Source organism: Bacillus sp. L_1B0_5 (assembly GCF_000836715.1).
Taxonomy (GTDB): Bacteria; Bacillota; Bacilli; order Bacillales; family Bacillaceae_G; genus Bacillus_A; species Bacillus_A thuringiensis_S.
In genome coordinates this window covers 1-18,459 of record NZ_JXIS01000054.1, presented here as the reverse complement: position 1 = coordinate 18,459, position 18,459 = coordinate 1, and the positions used below count along the sequence as shown (strand labels likewise).

Sequence of the window (18,459 nt, the reverse complement as noted above, 5' to 3'; positions counted from 1 at the left end):
ATGGTTTGCTCTTTAATTTTTCTGTGATAATAGTTCTAAAATACGATTTAAATCTTCTTTATTAAAAAATTCAATTTCGATTTTACCTTTTTCTTTTTTCGTCTCTTTAATTTTCACATCTGTGCCAAACTTTTCTCTTAAGAACGTTTCACGTTCTACGAAAAATATATTTCGCTCTTTTTTCACTTTTTTTGTTTCACGTGAAACGTGTTGATTAATCTCTTGGACGATTTTCTCTAATTGACGAACATTTAATCCTTCTTTTTCAATGCGTTTCAATAAGGACTTCAATTGCTCTTCATCTTTTATCGTAAGTAAAGTTCTCCCATGAGCCATTGAAAGTTGACCATTTGCAATCATATCTTGGACGAACGAAGGGAGGCTTAATAACCGAGTATAATTTGCAATGTAAGGTCTGCTTTTGCCAAGACGTTTTGCTAATTGTTCTTGCGTTACATTTAGCTCATTCATTAACATCTGGTATGCCATTGCCTCTTCCATAGGATTTAAATCTTCTCGTTGTAAGTTTTCTAACAAAGCAAATTCCATCATTTGCTGTTCAGTTAATTGTCTTACAACCGCAGGTACTTTTTCTAAACCAGCTTCTTTTGCAGCACGAAATCGTCTTTCACCTGCAACGATTTCATATCCTTTAATACTCTTCCTAGCAATTAATGGTTGTAGAATACCGTGTTCCTTAATCGAAATTGCTAATTCCTGAATAGCCTCTTTATTAAAGTGTTTACGCGGTTGATATGGATTTGGCCTTAATTCAGTTACAAGAATCTCCTGGATTGTTTCCTCTTCTTTCACATCTAAATCAGGAAAAAACACATTAATTCCTCTTCCTAATCCTTTAGCCACCTGCAATCACTTCCTCTGCTAAATCTATATATACTTCTGCTCCTCTTGATTTAGCGTCATACTGCATAATAGGTTTCCCATGACTTGGAGCCTCGCTCAAGCGTACATTACGCGGAATAATCGAGCGATATACTTTATCCCTAAAATACTTTTTCACTTCATCTATAACTTGGATCCCTAAATTTGTACGGGCATCCAACATCGTTAACAATACGCCTTGAATTGCTAAATTTTTATTTAAATGTTTTTGTACAAGTCGAACTGTATTTAATAGCTGACTTAAGCCTTCTAGTGCGTAATATTCACACTGTACCGGAATAATAACCGAATCTGCTGCTGTTAATGCATTAATCGTTAATAACCCTAAAGACGGGGGACAGTCGATAATAATATAATCATATTCATCACGAACTGGCTGTAATGCTCTTTGCAAACGTACTTCCCGGGAAATAGTCGGTACCAATTCAATTTCAGCACCAGCCAATTGAATTGTAGCGGGTAGAACATCTAAGTTTTCAGTTGCGGTTTTCTGTATAACCCCTTGAACATCTGCATCTTCCACAAGAACATTGTAAATACATTGATCTAATTCAGATTTTTCAATCCCCACACCAGTCGTTGCATTTCCTTGAGCATCAATATCTACAAGAAGGACTTTTTTACCTACTTGTGCCAATCCAGCCCCTAAATTAACAGATGTTGTGGTTTTTCCAACACCGCCTTTTTGATTAGCAATAGCAATGATTTTTCCCATGATGTCACCTACTTTCAACCTTTCTATCTTATTCTAGTAACAATTACGTTTATTGTAACATGAAATAAAACTTTTTCTTTTACGTCCTTTATTAAACTTCAAAATTTATTTCTAAACTCCTTCTTCATTTAACAAGAAAATATAGTAAAAGAGACCTCTCCAATAGGATAAGGTCTCTAACACGTCATTATTATTTTTTCTTTGGAATTTTAATTGTAATTTGATAGTACTCATCAAATTCTTCTTCCTCAGAATTAACATTCAAACCACTTTCAGTAACCATTTGTAAAGATTGTCTAATTGTATTCATAGCAATCCTCGTATCTCGACTTACTGCTTTTTGCTTTGCCTTACGCTTCGGTTTTGCTTCCTCTAGTAACTTCGCAATTCGTTCTTCTGTTTGCTTTACATTCAGTTGTTTCTCCACAATTTCCTGTAAAACCTTCAGTTGTAATTCCTCATTTTTTAAAGGAATGAGAGCGCGGGCGTGACGTTCTGTAATGCTTTTTTCTAATAATGCACTTTTTATTTCTTCAGGCAACTTTAACAATCGCAACTTATTTGCGATTGTAGATTGTCCTTTTCCAAGTCGTTGTGCCAATGCTTCTTGTGTTAAATTATGTAACTCAATTAGCTTTTGATATGCCACAGCTTCCTCGATTGCCGTTAGTTCCTCACGTTGCAAGTTTTCAATTAAAGCTACAGAAGCTGTCTCTGTATCATTTAAGTTCTTTATAATTGCAGGAACCTTTTCCCACCCTAACTTTGTTGCTGCACGAAAACGTCTTTCTCCAGCAATAATCTCGTACTTGTCATCCTCATATTGCCTTACAACAATCGGCTGAATAAGTCCATGTGTACGAATCGTTAATGCTAGCTCATCAATACGCGCATCATCAAAAACTGTTCTTGGTTGATAACGGTTAGGGGTAATATTTACTATCGGAATTTCTTGTATTTCTTCGTATACCTTTTTATCTATCTCTTCATGGCTTTCGTCTTGTAATTCGAATTCGCTCTCTTTATCTCCAAAGCCAAATAAACGAGAAAACGTATTTTTCATACATATTCCACCACCTTTTAGGCCTATTGACTATTCTCCATAAAATGTTTCCTATGAAACATTTACGTTTTCATTTATATAATTTAATCTTACGTCTAATAAGATTTATTTTTCAATAGGTAATTTATTGGGTGTTCCCGGTTTGCGTGGATATTTCTTTGGTGTCTTGCGCTTTTTCTCGATTAATAAAATATTACGTTCACTCTCTTCAAACGGTAATTGGAACGTAGACATCTCTTTTAACTCTCCGCCTAGCACCTCTAAAGCATACTTGCCATTTTCAATTTCCTCGTTTGCTGCTGCACCTTTCATTGCAATGAATGTTCCTCCAACTTTTACAAGTGGTAAACATAGCTCACTTAATACAGAAAGACGCGCAACTGCACGTGCCATTACAATATCGTATGATTCACGTACACCTTCTTTTTTCCCAAATGTTTCAGCACGATCGTGACAAAATGCAACGTCACTTAATTCTAACTTTTGTGCTAAGTGATTTAAGAAATTAATACGTTTTTGCAATGAGTCTACAATCGTTACTTTTAAGTGCGGGAAACAGATTTTCAAAGGAATACTTGGGAATCCAGCCCCTGCACCAACATCGCAAATTGAGAATGGTTTTGAAAAATCATAATAAAAAGCAGCTGTAATGGAATCAAAAAAGTGTTTTAAATATACTTCTTCTTTTTCTGTAATAGCCGTTAAATTCATTTTTTCATTCCACTCTACTAATGTTTCAAAGTAGATTTTGAACTGCTCTAACTGTCTAGAAGAGAGGGTGATTCCCTTCTCTTCTAGCATAGATTGAAATTGTTCTATGTTCATCTAGCAATATCTCCTTACTATTTATTGGTTCGATACGCGCGCAATTTTTCCTTGTTCAATATACACAAGTAAAATGGAAATATCCGCTGGATTTACACCCGAAATACGTGAAGCCTGCCCCATTGAAAGTGGACGAACATCTTTCAATTTCTGTCTAGCTTCTGAAGCAAGGCTAGAAATCGCGTCATAATCAATATCTACAGGGATTTTTTTACTCTCCATTTTCTTCATACGCTCTACTTGCTGTAAAGATTTTTCAATATATCCTTCGTACTTAATCTGAATTTCAACTTGTTCTGTAACTTCATCACTTAATTCTACTTCACTTGGTACTAAAAGATGAATATGCTCATATGTCATCTCTGGACGACGTAATAAGTCACTTGCACGTATTCCATCTTTCAATTCACTTCCGCCAATATTGCGAATTAATTCTTGAACTTCAGGACGTGGTTTAATAATAATGCTGCTTAAACGTTCCTTTTCCTGTTCAATTTGTAATTTTTTATTTGTAAATCGCTCATATCGCTCTTCTTTAATTAATCCAATTTCACGACCAACTTCAGTTAAACGAAGATCAGCATTATCGTGGCGTAATAATAGACGGTATTCTGCACGAGACGTTAATAAACGATATGGTTCATTTGTACCTTTCGTTACAAGATCATCAATTAAGACACCAATATAAGCATCCTCGCGGCCTAAAACAACTTCTTTTTTACCTAAAGAACGGCATGCTGCATTAATCCCAGCCATAAGCCCTTGTCCTGCCGCCTCTTCGTAACCAGAAGTTCCATTAATTTGTCCTGCTGTATATAAATTTTTAATCTTTTTCGTTTCAAGTGTTGGCCATAATTGTGTTGGCACAATTGCATCATATTCAATTGCATAACCTGTGCGCATCATTTCAACATTTTCTAGGCCTGGAATTGTTCTAAGCATGTCACGTTGTACATCTTCTGGTAGGCTTGTGGATAAACCTTGTACATATACTTCTTGTGTATTACGCCCTTCTGGCTCTAAGAAAATTTGATGACGTGGTTTGTCATTAAATCTTACTACTTTGTCTTCAATAGAAGGACAGTACCTAGGACCTGTTCCTTTAATCATACCAGAATACATAGCTGAACGATGTAAATTTTCATCTATTAAACGGTGTGTTTCTGTACTTGTATATGTCAACCAACATGGAATTTGATCCATAATAAATTTCGTTGTTTCAAAAGAGAACGAACGCGGCTTATCATCACCTGGTTGAATTTCTGTTTTACTGTAGTCAATTGTATTACTGTTTACACGCGGAGGTGTCCCTGTTTTAAATCTAACAAGATCAAATCCGAGCTCCTCTAAATGCTCAGATAATGTAATAGACGGTTGTTGATTATTTGGACCGCTTGAATATTTTAAATCGCCCATGATAATCTCGCCACGTAAAAATGTTCCAGTCGTAATTACAACGGTTTTCGCTGTATATTCTGCACCAGCTTGTGTAACTACCCCTTTACATACACCTTCTTCAACGATTAAACGCTCTACCATTCCTTGGAACAACGATAAGTTTGGTGTTTCCTCAATTGTTTTCTTCAATTCATGTTGGTAAGAGAATTTATCAGCTTGCGCTCGAAGCGCACGTACAGCTGGGCCCTTACCTGTATTTAGCATACGCATTTGAATATGAGTTTTATCAATATTACGTCCCATTTCTCCGCCTAATGCATCAATTTCACGAACAACAATCCCTTTTGCTGGTCCACCAACAGAAGGGTTACATGGCATGAACGCTACCATATCTAAGTTAATTGTTAACATTAATGTTTTTGAGCCCATTCGTGCTGCCGCAAGACCAGCTTCACATCCTGCATGACCTGCACCGATTACTATGACATCGTATGAACCGGCATTGTATCCCATTGTTTATTCCTCCTAATAATCTCTATCTTTCTAAAACATCACTATATTATTTTCCTAAACAAAATTGAGAGAACAACTGGTCAATTAAGCTTTCATGAACTGTGTCACCAGTAATTTCACCAAGTATTTCCCACGTTCTTGTTAAATCAATTTGTACCATATCAATTGGCACACCATTTTCTATCGCCTCAATTGCATCACCGATTGTTTGTCCCGCTTGTGTTAATAATCCAATATGTCTCGTATTAGAAACATATGTCATATCTGCAGAATCAATTGTTCCTTCAAAGAATAAATCAGCTATTGCCTTTTCTAGTTCATCTATTCCTTGTTCCTCGATTAAAGATGTTGTAATAACACGATTTCCCGCGGCTAACTCTGTAACACGTTCCATATCAATCGTTTGCGGTAAATCAGTCTTATTCACAATAACAATAAAGTCTTTTCCTTGTACCGCACGGAATAGATCTTCATCCTCATTTGTTAAAGCCTCGCTATAGTTGACAACAACTAATACTAAATCCGCTTGGCTCATCATTTCTTTTGAACGCTCCACACCAATTCGTTCAACAACATCTTCTGTCTCACGAATACCGGCTGTATCTATAAGTTTAAGAGGTACACCACGCACATTAACGTACTCTTCAATAACATCACGAGTTGTTCCTGCAATATCAGTTACAATTGCCTTTTTCTCCTGAACAAGACTATTTAATAACGATGATTTCCCAACGTTAGGTCTACCGATAATTGCTGTAGCAATACCTTCACGTAAAATTTTCCCTTGTTTTGATGTTTCTAATATTTTTTCGATTTCCGAACGAACATGCGTCGCTTTCTCAATTAAAATATTATGTGTCATCTCTTCTACATCATCGTATTCTGGATAATCTATATTTACCTCAACATGAGCTAACGTTTCTAATATTTCTTGACGTAGGCGACCAATTAATTTAGATAATCGCCCTTCCATTTGATTAATTGCTACATTCATCGCACGATCTGTTTTTGCTCGAATCAAATCCATAACAGCTTCTGCTTGTGATAAATCGATACGTCCATTTAAAAAAGCACGTTTTGTAAATTCGCCCGGTTCTGCCAATCGTACTCCTTGTGCTAGAATAAGTTGCAATACTTTATTTACTGAAACAAGTCCACCATGACAGTTAATTTCAACTATATTTTCACGTGTAAAAGTCCTTGGTGCGCGCATAATAGACACCATAACTTCTTCAATAACTTGATTTGTATCTAAATCAATGATATGACCATAATGAATAGTGTGAGAAGGAACCTCTGTTAAATCCTTCCCTTTAAAAATACGGTCAACTTTCTCAACCGCATCATCCCCACTTACTCGAACAATGGCAATTGCACCCTCTCCAAGCGCTGTGGAAATCGCAGCAATTGTATCAAATTCCATGTCCTTTCACCTCACTTGCTTATTTATCTCTATTTCAACATGATTATTTCTTTCACTAAATTATTAGGATACCATAACGAACCTATCTACAAAAGAAGAATAACTCATTTTATTATATCCCCATGTAAAAAACACTAAACTTATTCACAGTGGATAAGTTTAGTGTTTTTTAGTTATCCACATCTATTTTTCGCTCAAAAAAACCGGCACTCATTTGAGCAACCGGTCATTTAGGAGATATTACAACATGCCGATGTGGTTCATTTCCTTCAGAAGTTGTTTTGATACCTTGATGATTTGATAATGCCTGATGAATAATTTTTCGTTCAAAAGATGGCATCGGTTCTAAAATAACTCTTTTTTTCGTATTAGATACTTGTTTCGCTAATCGATAAGAAAGTGATTCTAACGTACTTTTTCTTTTACTACGATAATTTTCAGCATCTAGTGTAATACCGATATACTGCTTCGTGTTACGATTCGCGACAAGTTTTGTTAAATACTGTAAAGAGTTCAATGTATTACCTCTTTTTCCAATTAAAACCCCTACATCATCACCAGAAATTGTAAATTCGATTTCGCGTCCTTTTACAATTTTACTAATTTCAACTTCCACACCCATATTGTGAATAACATTTCTTAAATATTCTTCACATTCCTGAATTGGATCTTTCTTCAATACAACTTCTACTACTGCAGGACGATTCCCAAATAAACCAAGGAATCCTCTTTTACCCTCATCGACAATATTTATATCTACTTGATCTTTTGATGTATTTAATTGCCTTAAAGCATCCTCTACTGCCAGCTCGACTGTTTGTCCTTTAGCAGTAATTACACTCACTTGCTTGAGCCTCCAGCTTTGCTAGCCTTAATCTCTGGCCCTTTGATAAAGTACATTTGAGCAATCCCAAAGATATTACCAACAACCCAGTAAAGTGATAATGCTGCTGGGAAGTTAATCGCAAAGATTAAAATCATAATCGGCATAAGCCAAAGCATCATTGCCATTTGCGGATTTTGACCAGCTGTTCCTGCCATTGCAAGCTTTTGCTGAATAAATGTCGTAATTGCTGCAACAACCGGTAAGATATAGAACGGATCTGCCTGTCCTAAATCAAACCATAAAAATGTATGTTCACTAATTGCTGTTGTTCTCATAATCGCATGATAAAACGCGAATAAAATAGGCATCTGAACAAATATCGGTAAACATCCTGCCAATGGATTTACACCATTCTTTTGATATAACTGCATCATTTCTTGTTGTAGTTTTTGCTGTGTTGCTTGATCTTTAGAACTATATTTCTCTTTTAACTTCACCATTTCTGGTTGTAACGCTTGCATTGCCTTTGTACTCTTTGTTTGTTTAATCATTAATGGTAATAATGCAAAACGAATGATAAGAGTTGTAATAACAATTGCTAAACCGTAATTACTGTTAAATAAGTCGGCAAAATACGTGATTAACTGAGAAAGCGGATATACGAAATATTCATTCCAAATCCCAGTACTTTTCGATGTAATCGGCTGACCTGTTTCACTACAACCGGTGGCAATCGCCATTAATGCAACGACCATGGCTAGTAAACCTAATTTCTTTTTCAAAGCCTACTCCTCCTTGTATCGGTATGTATATAGTGTAATTCATTTCCTTACGCTACTTTTTTATTCTTTTCATACCAGAGCGTTTAAAGACATGAATTAAGCTTTTCTTTACTTCTTCATATGTCATCTCTGCACAAGGCTTCCTTGCTATTATAACAAAATCTTTTCCAGAATCTATCTCATCTTTTAACTCTGTAATAGCCTGACGGACCATGCGCTTAATTCGATTACGAACTACTGCATTTCCTATTTTCTTGCTAACAGAAAGGCCGATGCGAAAGTTTGGCTGTTCTTCTTTATCTAATTGGTATACAACAAACTGACGATTCGCATTTGATTTTCCTTTTTGAAAAACCGCCTGGAATTCATCATTCTTCTTTATACGATGTTTTTTCTTCATATCAATTGACACTCCTGTATTTCATCAGCGGAAATTCACTATTATTAGAAAAAAAGACCACTGAACGATCAGTGGTCTACGCAGATAATACTTTTCTTCCTTTACGACGACGAGCTGCTAGCACTTTACGTCCGTTCGCTGTGCTCATACGGCTGCGGAAACCATGTACTTTGCTGCGCTTACGTTTATTTGGTTGGTAAGTTCTTTTCATTATATGACACCTCCCTGAGGAATATCTGTTAAAGACAGTCCTATAAATTATAGTTAATCAACTAGGAAAATGTCAATGGTTCTAGAAATTTTCATCAAATATTCATTTTGAACCTATTCACATACTTTTTCACAGCATCTATATTTCCTTGTGGATAAATGTTTTTTCACGTTTTTTATATCCACAAACTTTTTTCCCACTTTTACACAGTATATCGTGTTGTGGACAAGTTTATTCCACAAGGTATTGATTTTGTGGATAACTTTCTTAAATTCATTGCTATAGCCACTTTTTTTTGATATTATAGTTGTGTTTTCACTTTGAATAAGTTTTCCACATCTTTATCTTATCCACAATTTGTGTATAACATGTGGACAGTTTTAATCACATGTGGGTAAATAGTTGTCCACATTTGCTTTTTTTGTCGAAAACCCTATCTCATATACAAACGACGTTTTTAGGTTTTAAAATACGTTTCGTATAAATATACATTTTATATTTATTAGGTTGTACATTTGTTGCGCAACCTTATTCTTTTACCATCTTAGTAAAGGAGGGACACCTTTGGAAAATATCTCTGATTTATGGAATAGTGCCTTAAAAGAATTAGAAAAAAAGGTAAGCAAACCTAGTTATGAAACATGGTTAAAATCAACAACGGCTCATAACTTGAAGAAAGACGTATTAACGATTACAGCTCCAAATGAATTTGCTCGTGACTGGCTAGAATCTCATTACTCAGAACTAATTTCAGAAACACTATACGATTTAACAGGGGCAAAATTAGCAATCCGCTTTATTATTCCCCAAAGTCAAGCTGAAGAGGACATTGATCTTCCTCCAGTTAAGCGGAATCCAGCACAAGATGATTCGGCTCATTTACCACAGAGCATGTTAAATCCAAAATATACATTTGATACATTTGTTATTGGCTCTGGTAACCGTTTTGCCCATGCAGCTTCATTAGCTGTAGCCGAGGCGCCAGCTAAAGCGTATAATCCACTCTTTATTTACGGGGGAGTTGGGCTTGGAAAGACGCATTTAATGCACGCGATTGGTCATTATGTAATTGAACATAATCCAAATGCAAAAGTTGTATATTTATCATCAGAAAAATTCACTAATGAATTTATTAACTCTATTCGTGATAATAAAGCTGTTGATTTTCGTAATAAATATCGCAACGTAGATGTTTTACTGATAGATGATATTCAATTTCTTGCTGGAAAAGAACAAACTCAGGAAGAGTTTTTCCATACATTTAATGCATTACACGAAGAAAGTAAACAAATTGTAATTTCTAGTGATCGACCACCAAAAGAAATTCCAACCTTAGAAGATCGTCTTCGTTCTCGCTTTGAATGGGGACTTATTACAGATATTACGCCGCCAGATTTAGAGACACGAATTGCAATTTTACGCAAAAAAGCAAAAGCTGAAGGACTTGATATACCAAATGAAGTTATGCTTTATATCGCAAATCAAATTGATTCAAATATTCGTGAATTAGAAGGTGCACTTATCCGAGTTGTAGCTTATTCATCTTTAATTAATAAAGATATTAATGCTGATTTAGCAGCTGAAGCACTTAAAGATATTATTCCAAATTCTAAGCCGAAAATTATCTCTATTTATGATATTCAAAAAGCTGTCGGAGACGTTTATCAAGTGAAATTAGAAGATTTTAAAGCGAAAAAACGTACAAAATCAGTTGCGTTTCCTCGCCAAATTGCAATGTATTTATCACGCGAACTTACGGATTCCTCTTTACCAAAAATAGGTGAAGAATTTGGTGGACGTGATCATACAACAGTTATCCATGCCCATGAAAAAATTTCTAAACTACTAAAAACCGATACACAATTACAAAAGCAAGTTGAAGAAATTAATGGTATTTTAAAGTAGTAGCTGAATAGTGTGAATAACTTACCTTGTTTTACGCACAGTCTATCCACATGTAGATAGACTGTTTTTACATCCTTTAAAGGGGTTATCCACATATCCACAAGCCCTATTACTATTACTACTATTTTTTATCTTTATTAATTAAATAAAATCTTATACTTACCGGAGGTTTTTCTTTATGCGTTTTACAATACAAAAAGACTATCTTGTAAGAGGTGTACAAGATGTAATGAAGGCCGTTTCTTCTCGTACAACAATCCCCATCCTTACAGGAATTAAAGTTGTAGCTACTGAAGAAGGGGTTACATTAACAGGAAGCGATGCTGATATTTCTATTGAATCGTTTATTCCAGTCGAAGAAGATGGAAAAGAAATTGTAGAAATAGCTCAATCAGGAAGCATTGTTTTACAAGCAAAATATTTTAGTGAGATTGTAAAAAAACTACCTAGAGATACTGTCGAAATTTCTGTGGAAAATCATTTTATGACAAAAATAAAATCTGGAAAATCAGAGTTTAACTTAAATGGTTTAGATTCTGCAGAATATCCGTTATTACCACAGATTGAAGAACATCATGTATTTAAGATACCAACAGATTTACTTAAGCATATGATCAGACAAACTGTATTTGCAGTTTCTACTTCTGAAACAAGACCGATCTTGACAGGTGTAAACTGGAAGGTATATAACAGCGAGTTAACTTGTATTGCAACAGATAGTCATAGACTGGCACTTCGAAAAGCAAAAATCGAAGGACATAATATTGCAGATGAATTTCAAGCTAATGTTGTTATCCCAGGTAAGAGCTTAAATGAATTAAGTAAGATTCTAGATGAGTCTGAAGAAATGGTGGATATTGTTATTACGGAGTATCAAGTATTATTCCGTACAAAACATTTATTATTCTTCTCAAGATTGTTAGAAGGAAATTATCCAGATACGACACGTTTAATTCCAGCAGAGAGTAAAACGGATATTTTTGTGAATACAAAAGAATTCCTACAAGCAATTGATCGTGCTTCACTATTAGCGAGAGATGGCCGCAATAACGTTGTCAAATTATCAACTTTAGAGCAAGAAATGCTAGAGATTTCTTCGAATTCACCAGAAATCGGAAAAGTTGTCGAAGAAGTACAATGTGAAAAAGTAGATGGAGAAGAGTTAAAAATATCTTTTAGTGCAAAATATATGATGGATGCATTGAAAGCTTTGGATAGTACAGAGATTAAAGTTAGTTTTACTGGGGCGATGAGACCGTTCTTAATTCGTACAGTAAATGATGATTCAATTATTCAATTAATTTTACCGGTTCGTACTTACTAGGTAAGGAATAAGGGTTGCTAGTTTAAAGATGCTAGTGGCCCTTATTTGATTTTTGGGTATTACTTTCCTAATGTTAGTTTATTTAGTACAATGAAAGAATGAACACTTTCAGAAAGTGAGCGATTTTATGAAACATATTAAAATTTCAACAGAGTATATTACACTAGGACAATTTTTAAAGTTAGCTGATGTAATTGATACAGGTGGCGCTGTAAAATGGTTTTTACAAGAATATGAAGTGTACGTGAACAACGAACTTGAAAATAGAAGAGGTCGCAAACTATATGCGAATGATGTTATTGAAATTCCAGGAAGCGGAACTTTCCAAGTTCAGGCATAAAGGGGGAGCCCTTTGTTTATTTCAGAAATACAATTAAAAAACTATCGCAATTATGAAAAATTAGAGCTTTCCTTTGAAGATAAGGTAAATGTAATTATCGGCGAAAATGCACAAGGGAAAACAAACTTGATGGAAGCTATTTATGTTTTAGCGATGGCGAAATCTCATAGAACCTCTAATGATCGCGAACTTATCCGTTGGGATGAAGATTTTGGTCAAATTAAAGGGAAATTACAAAAAAGAAACAGTTCTTTGTCTTTGGAATTAAATATTTCGAAAAAAGGTAAAAAGGCAAAATTAAATCAACTTGAACAACAAAAGTTAAGCCAGTACATTGGCGTGATGAACGTTGTCATGTTTGCCCCAGAAGATTTAAATCTTGTAAAAGGAAGCCCTCAAGTAAGAAGACGCTTTTTAGATATGGAATTAGGACAAATAGCTCCTGTGTATTTGTATGAATTAAGTCAATATCAAAAGGTGCTCACGCAACGAAATCACTTGTTGAAAAAGATGCAAGGGAATAGTAAGAATGAGGAAACGATGTTGGATGTATTTACACTTCAACTAATTGAGCATGGTGCAAAAATACTACAAAAACGTTTTGAATTTTTGCATTTGCTACAGGAATGGGCAGCTCCAATTCATCGCGGTATAAGCCGTGGATTAGAAGAGTTAGAAATTGTCTATAAACCAAGTGTAGATGTATCAGAATCAATGGATTTGTCGAAAATAAAAGAAGTATACTATGAAAGTTTTCAATCTGTGAAACAACGTGAGATTTTCCGTGGTACGACTTTAATTGGTCCTCATCGTGATGATTTACAATTCTTCGTTAATAGTAAAAATGTTCAAGTCTTTGGTTCGCAAGGACAACAACGAACGACCGCACTATCCCTAAAATTAGCTGAAATTGAATTAATTTATTCAGAGGTTAAAGAATATCCAATCCTTTTGCTGGATGATGTTTTATCAGAATTAGACGATTATCGTCAATCACATCTGTTAAATACAATTCAAGGAAAGGTGCAAACATTTGTTACAACGACGAGTGTCGACGGAATTGAACACGAAACATTAAAAGATGCGAAAACAATTCATGTAACGAACGGCACGGTAGATTGTGAAATAGATAGGGCATAAACCCCTGTTTAAATGGAAAAGTAGGTGATCTTTGTGTCAATGGAACAAAAACAAATGCAAGAAAATGCATATGATGAGAGTCAGATACAGGTACTTGAAGGACTAGAGGCAGTTCGGAAACGTCCGGGTATGTATATTGGATCTACGAGTGGAAAGGGACTTCACCACCTTGTATGGGAGATTGTCGATAATAGTATCGATGAAGCATTAGCAGGATATTGCGATGAAATTAACGTTAGTATCGAAGAAGATAATAGTATTCTTGTAACGGATAATGGACGTGGTATTCCAGTTGGTATACAAGAAAAAATGGGACGTCCTGCAGTAGAGGTTATTATGACTGTCCTCCACGCTGGTGGTAAATTTGGCGGTGGCGGTTATAAAGTTTCTGGTGGTTTGCACGGTGTTGGTGCATCTGTTGTAAATGCCTTATCAACAGAATTAGAAGTATTTGTACATCGTGATGGCAAAATCCATTACCAAAAATACGAAAGAGGTATTCCGGTTGCAGATTTAAAAGTCATTGGTGATACAGATAAGACTGGAACAATAACTCGCTTTAAACCGGATCCAGAAATTTTTAAAGAGACGACAGAATATGAATTCGATACGCTAGCGACTCGTATGCGTGAGTTGGCGTTTTTAAATCGTAATATTAAATTAACAATTGAAGATAAACGTGAACATAAGCAAAAGAAAGAGTTCCACTATGAAGGTGGAATTAAATCATATGTTGAACATTTAAATCGTTCAAAACAACCAATTCATGAAGAGCCTGTATATGTAGAAGGTTCAAAAGATGGTATTCAAGTTGAAGTTGCACTTCAATATAACGAAGGATATACAAATCATATTTACTCATTTACAAATAATATTCATACGTATGAAGGTGGTACACATGAGGTAGGATTTAAAACTGCCTTAACACGTGTGATTAACGATTATGGTCGTAAAAATAACATTTTAAAAGATGCGGATAGTAATTTGACTGGTGAAGATGTTCGTGAAGGTTTAACAGCAATCGTGTCAATTAAACATCCAAATCCACAATTCGAAGGGCAAACGAAGACGAAACTTGGAAATAGTGAAGCGAGAACTATTACTGAGTCGGTATTCTCTGAGGCTTTTGAAAAATTCTTACTGGAAAATCCCAATGTTGCACGTAAGGTTGTAGATAAAGGAACGATGGCAGCACGTGCGCGTGTAGCAGCTAAAAAGGCTCGTGAACTAACTCGCCGAAAGAGTGCTTTAGAAGTTTCAAGTTTACCAGGGAAATTGGCAGATTGTTCTTCTAAAGATCCAGCAATTAGTGAAATTTATATCGTAGAGGGTGACTCTGCGGGTGGATCTGCAAAACAAGGACGCGATCGTCATTTTCAAGCGATTTTACCGCTGAAAGGTAAAATTATTAATGTTGAAAAGGCACGCTTAGATAAGATTTTATCAAATGATGAAGTTCGTACAATTATTACGGCGATCGGTACAAATATTGGTGGAGACTTCGATATTGAAAAAGCACGCTATCATAAAGTTATTATTATGACCGATGCTGATGTTGATGGTGCGCATATTCGTACCCTATTATTAACGTTCTTCTATCGTTATATGCGTCAAATAATTGAGTGTGGATATATATATATCGCACAGCCACCTTTGTTTAAAGTGCAACAAGGTAAAAAAATTCAATATGCTTATAATGATAAGGAACTTGAAAAAATATTAGCTGAGCTACCGGCCCAGCCGAAACCAGGAATTCAACGTTATAAAGGTCTTGGAGAGATGAATCCAACTCAGCTATGGGAAACGACAATGGATCCAGAAGTACGTTCGTTACTTCAAGTTTCTCTTCAAGATGCAATAGAAGCAGACGAAACATTTGAAATTTTAATGGGTGATAAAGTGGAACCACGTCGTAACTTTATCCAAGAGAATGCAAAATACGTGAAAAACCTTGATATTTAAATGAGTAATGACAGGAATCTAAGTATTCCTGTCTTCTACATATAAATCAATGTATGTGTAACGGAAACGTAAGAGGAGGTGCTCGTTGATGTCAGACAATCAACAACAAGCACGAATTCGAGAAATTAATATTAGTCATGAAATGCGTACCTCATTTTTAGATTACGCAATGAGTGTTATCGTATCTCGTGCATTACCAGATGTTCGTGATGGATTAAAACCTGTGCATCGTAGGGTTTTATATGCGATGAATGATTTAGGAATTACAGCTGATAAAGCGTATAAGAAATCAGCACGTATTGTCGGTGAAGTAATTGGTAAGTATCACCCTCATGGTGATTCAGCCGTTTATGAAACAATGGTACGTATGGCGCAAGATTTCAGTCAACGTTATATGCTTGTAGATGGGCATGGTAACTTCGGTTCTGTAGATGGAGATTCAGCAGCGGCAATGCGTTATACAGAGGCAAGAATGTCTAAGATTTCTATGGAATTAATACGTGATATTTCAAAAAATACAATTGATTATCAAGATAACTACGATGGTTCGGAAAGAGAGCCGATTGTATTACCAGCGCGTTTCCCTAATTTATTAGTAAACGGTACGACAGGTATTGCAGTTGGTATGGCAACGAACATTCCGCCGCATCAACTTGGTGAAGTAATTGATGGTGTGTTGGCATTAAGCCATAACCCGGATATCACTATCGCGGAATTAATGGAATATATTCCTGGGCCAGACTTCCCGACATCAGGTTTAATCTTAGGGCGAAGTGGCATCCGTAGAGCTTATGAAACAGGACGAGGTTCTATTATGCTTCGTGCCAAAGTTGAAATTGAAGAGAAATCAAATGGTAAACAATCTATTATCGTAACGGAACTGCCTTATCAAGTTAATAAGGCACGATTAATTGAAAAAATCGCAGAATTAGTTCGCGATAAGAAAATTGAAGGCATTACAGATTTACGTGATGAATCAGACCGAAATGGTATGCGTATTGTCATGGAAGTACGTCGTGATGCCAATGCAAACGTACTATTAAACAATCTATATAAACATACAGCACTTCAAACAAGTTTCGGTATTAATATGTTGTCTCTTGTAAATGGAGAGCCTCAAGTACTAAATTTAAAACAAAACTTATATCATTATTTGGAGCATCAGAAGGTAGTAATTCGTAGGCGTACTGCTTATGAATTAGAAAAAGCAGAGGCACGTGCTCATATTTTAGAAGGATTACGAATTGCTTTAGATCATCTTGATGAAGTTATTACTTTAATTCGTAGTTCAAAAACGGCTGATATTGCAAAACAAGGTTTAATGGAACGTTTCGGTTTAAGTGAGAAACAAGCGCAAGCGATTTTAGATATGCGTCTGCAACGCTTAACTGGATTAGAACGTGAAAAAATCGAGCAAGAATATCAAGACTTAATGAAGTTAATTGCTGAATTAAAAGCAATTTTAGCAGATGAAGAGAAAGTTCTTGAGATTATTCGTGAAGAATTAACAGAAGTAAAAGAGCGTTTCAATGATAAGAGACGAACAGAGATTACAATCGGCGGTATGGAATTTATTGAAGATGAAGATTTAATTCCTGAGCAAAATATTGCGATTACGTTAACTCATAACGGTTATATTAAGAGGTTACCAGCTTCTACGTACAAAACACAGAACCGTGGGGGACGTGGTGTACAAGGAATGGGTACGAATGACGATGACTTTGTTGAACATTTATTAACAACGTCTACTCATGATCATATTTTATTCTTTACAAACAAGGGTAAAGTATACCGTACGAAAGGATACGAAATCCCAGAGTATAGTCGTACTGCAAAAGGGCTACCAATTATTAACCTATTAGGGGTAGATAAGGGTGAGTGGATCAATGCCATTATTCCAATTCGTGAATTTGGTGACGACCAGTTCTTATTCTTTACAACGAAACAAGGTATTTCTAAGAGAACACCACTTTCATCATTTGCAAATATACGTACGAACGGTTTAATTGCAATTTCTCTTCGTGAAGAAGATGAAGTGATTTCTGTACGTTTAACATCTGGCGATAAAGATATTATCGTAGGGACAAGCAACGGTATGTTAATTCGCTTCAATGAACAAGATGTACGTTCTATGGGCCGTAATGCAGCTGGTGTAAAAGCTATTACACTAGGCGAAGAGGACCAAGTAGTAGGTATGGAAATTGTTGAAGAAGATACGAATGTCTTAATTGTAACGAAAAACGGGTATGGTAAGCGTACTCCAGTTGAAGAGTATCGACTACAAAGTCGTGGTGGTAAAGGTCTTAAGACTTGTAACATTACAGATAAAAACGGTAAGTTAGTAGCGGTTAAGTCTGTAACAGGTGAAGAAGACATCATGCTAATTACAGCCGCAGGCGTTATTATTCGTATGCCAGTTGATCAAATCTCTCAAATGGGACGTAATACACAAGGTGTTCGTCTAATTCGTTTAGAGGATGAGCAAGAGGTAGCGACAGTAGCAAAAGCACAGAAAGATGAAGAAGAAGAATCTAATGAAGAGGTTTCTTCTGAAGAATAAGAGGGTGGATTTTCCCCCCTCTTATTTTTTTATAATAATACTTGCATAGTGATAGGAAAGTCTATATAATAGGCAGAGTCAGCAAATGAGAGATACAAATTATCTTGAAAAACTTGTTGACGAAAATAATATACTATGATATATTATAAAAGTCGCTGAAACGCGATAT

Annotated in this window: 16 protein-coding genes; 6 read left to right on the top strand and 10 right to left on the bottom strand. The window is 35.6% G+C overall.

The annotated features are described in order from the left end of the window. Nucleotides 1-12: 12 nt before the first annotated feature. From spo0J to rpmH, 10 genes are all read right to left on the bottom strand, one after another. A complete protein-coding gene (gene spo0J / locus RT27_RS19385) occupies nucleotides 13-864 on the bottom strand; it encodes a stage 0 sporulation protein Spo0J (RefSeq protein ID WP_080117058.1) in 852 nt (283 codons plus the stop codon). After that, on the bottom strand, nucleotides 857-1,618 hold the full coding sequence (gene soj / locus RT27_RS19380) for a sporulation initiation inhibitor protein Soj (protein ID WP_000516114.1): 762 nt from the start codon (nucleotides 1,616-1,618) through the stop codon (nucleotides 857-859). Before soj ends, spo0J begins: the two co-directional genes overlap by 8 nt. Before the next feature lie 190 nt (nucleotides 1,619-1,808). Then, nucleotides 1,809-2,681, bottom strand: coding sequence for a nucleoid occlusion protein (gene noc / locus RT27_RS19375; protein WP_000799016.1), 873 nt, complete (start codon nucleotides 2,679-2,681; stop codon nucleotides 1,809-1,811). A gap of 105 nt (nucleotides 2,682-2,786) precedes the next feature. Further along, a complete protein-coding gene (gene rsmG / locus RT27_RS19370; protein WP_001019628.1) occupies nucleotides 2,787-3,506 on the bottom strand; it encodes a 16S rRNA (guanine(527)-N(7))-methyltransferase RsmG in 720 nt (239 codons plus the stop codon). Nucleotides 3,507-3,527: 21 nt separating this feature from the next. Further along, entirely contained in the window at nucleotides 3,528-5,417 is a 1,890-nt protein-coding gene (mnmG, locus tag RT27_RS19365; RefSeq protein WP_029443713.1) for a tRNA uridine-5-carboxymethylaminomethyl(34) synthesis enzyme MnmG, read from the bottom strand. 46 nt (nucleotides 5,418-5,463) lie between these two features. Beyond that, nucleotides 5,464-6,840 (bottom strand): tRNA uridine-5-carboxymethylaminomethyl(34) synthesis GTPase MnmE, encoded by a 1,377-nt coding sequence (gene mnmE / locus RT27_RS19360; protein ID WP_029443714.1) that lies wholly within the window; start codon nucleotides 6,838-6,840, stop codon nucleotides 5,464-5,466. A 226-nt stretch (nucleotides 6,841-7,066) separates the two neighbouring features. After that, nucleotides 7,067-7,684 (bottom strand): RNA-binding cell elongation regulator Jag/EloR, encoded by a 618-nt coding sequence (gene jag, locus RT27_RS19355; RefSeq protein WP_016079540.1) that lies wholly within the window; start codon nucleotides 7,682-7,684, stop codon nucleotides 7,067-7,069. Beyond that, a complete protein-coding gene (gene spoIIIJ, locus RT27_RS19350) occupies nucleotides 7,681-8,448 on the bottom strand; it encodes a YidC family membrane integrase SpoIIIJ (protein WP_000727741.1) in 768 nt (255 codons plus the stop codon). Before spoIIIJ ends, jag begins: the two co-directional genes overlap by 4 nt. A gap of 52 nt (nucleotides 8,449-8,500) precedes the next feature. Beyond that, a complete protein-coding gene (gene rnpA, locus RT27_RS19345; RefSeq protein WP_000726621.1) occupies nucleotides 8,501-8,848 on the bottom strand; it encodes a ribonuclease P protein component in 348 nt (115 codons plus the stop codon). 76 nt (nucleotides 8,849-8,924) lie between these two features. Then, nucleotides 8,925-9,059 (bottom strand): 50S ribosomal protein L34, encoded by a 135-nt coding sequence (gene rpmH, locus RT27_RS19340; RefSeq protein WP_000831901.1) that lies wholly within the window; start codon nucleotides 9,057-9,059, stop codon nucleotides 8,925-8,927. Nucleotides 9,060-9,623: 564 nt separating this feature from the next. Here rpmH and dnaA point away from each other — a divergent pair. The 6 genes from dnaA to gyrA all read left to right on the top strand — a co-directional run bounded on the left by dnaA (nucleotide 9,624) and on the right by gyrA (nucleotide 18,290). Continuing rightward, on the top strand, nucleotides 9,624-10,964 hold the full coding sequence (dnaA, locus tag RT27_RS19335) for a chromosomal replication initiator protein DnaA (RefSeq protein ID WP_000428018.1): 1,341 nt from the start codon (nucleotides 9,624-9,626) through the stop codon (nucleotides 10,962-10,964). Nucleotides 10,965-11,142: 178 nt separating this feature from the next. After that, complete coding sequence (dnaN, locus tag RT27_RS19330; protein WP_016079538.1) at nucleotides 11,143-12,288, top strand: DNA polymerase III subunit beta; 1,146 nt, start codon at nucleotides 11,143-11,145, stop codon at nucleotides 12,286-12,288. A 127-nt stretch (nucleotides 12,289-12,415) separates the two neighbouring features. Next, the gene (gene yaaA, locus RT27_RS19325) at nucleotides 12,416-12,628 is read left to right on the top strand and encodes a S4 domain-containing protein YaaA (protein ID WP_000680510.1); all 213 of its coding nucleotides are present in this window, start codon (nucleotides 12,416-12,418) and stop codon (nucleotides 12,626-12,628) included. 12 nt (nucleotides 12,629-12,640) lie between these two features. Further along, a complete protein-coding gene (recF, locus tag RT27_RS19320) occupies nucleotides 12,641-13,768 on the top strand; it encodes a DNA replication/repair protein RecF (RefSeq protein WP_016079537.1) in 1,128 nt (375 codons plus the stop codon). Between the two features lie 39 nt (nucleotides 13,769-13,807). Then, nucleotides 13,808-15,730 carry a DNA topoisomerase (ATP-hydrolyzing) subunit B gene (gyrB, locus tag RT27_RS19315; protein ID WP_000435980.1) on the top strand — a complete coding sequence of 641 codons (1,923 nt, stop codon included), beginning with the start codon at nucleotides 13,808-13,810 and terminating at the stop codon, nucleotides 15,728-15,730. A gap of 88 nt (nucleotides 15,731-15,818) precedes the next feature. Continuing rightward, nucleotides 15,819-18,290 (top strand): DNA gyrase subunit A, encoded by a 2,472-nt coding sequence (gene gyrA, locus RT27_RS19310; protein ID WP_001282866.1) that lies wholly within the window; start codon nucleotides 15,819-15,821, stop codon nucleotides 18,288-18,290. The last annotated feature ends 169 nt before the right edge of the window (nucleotides 18,291-18,459 follow it).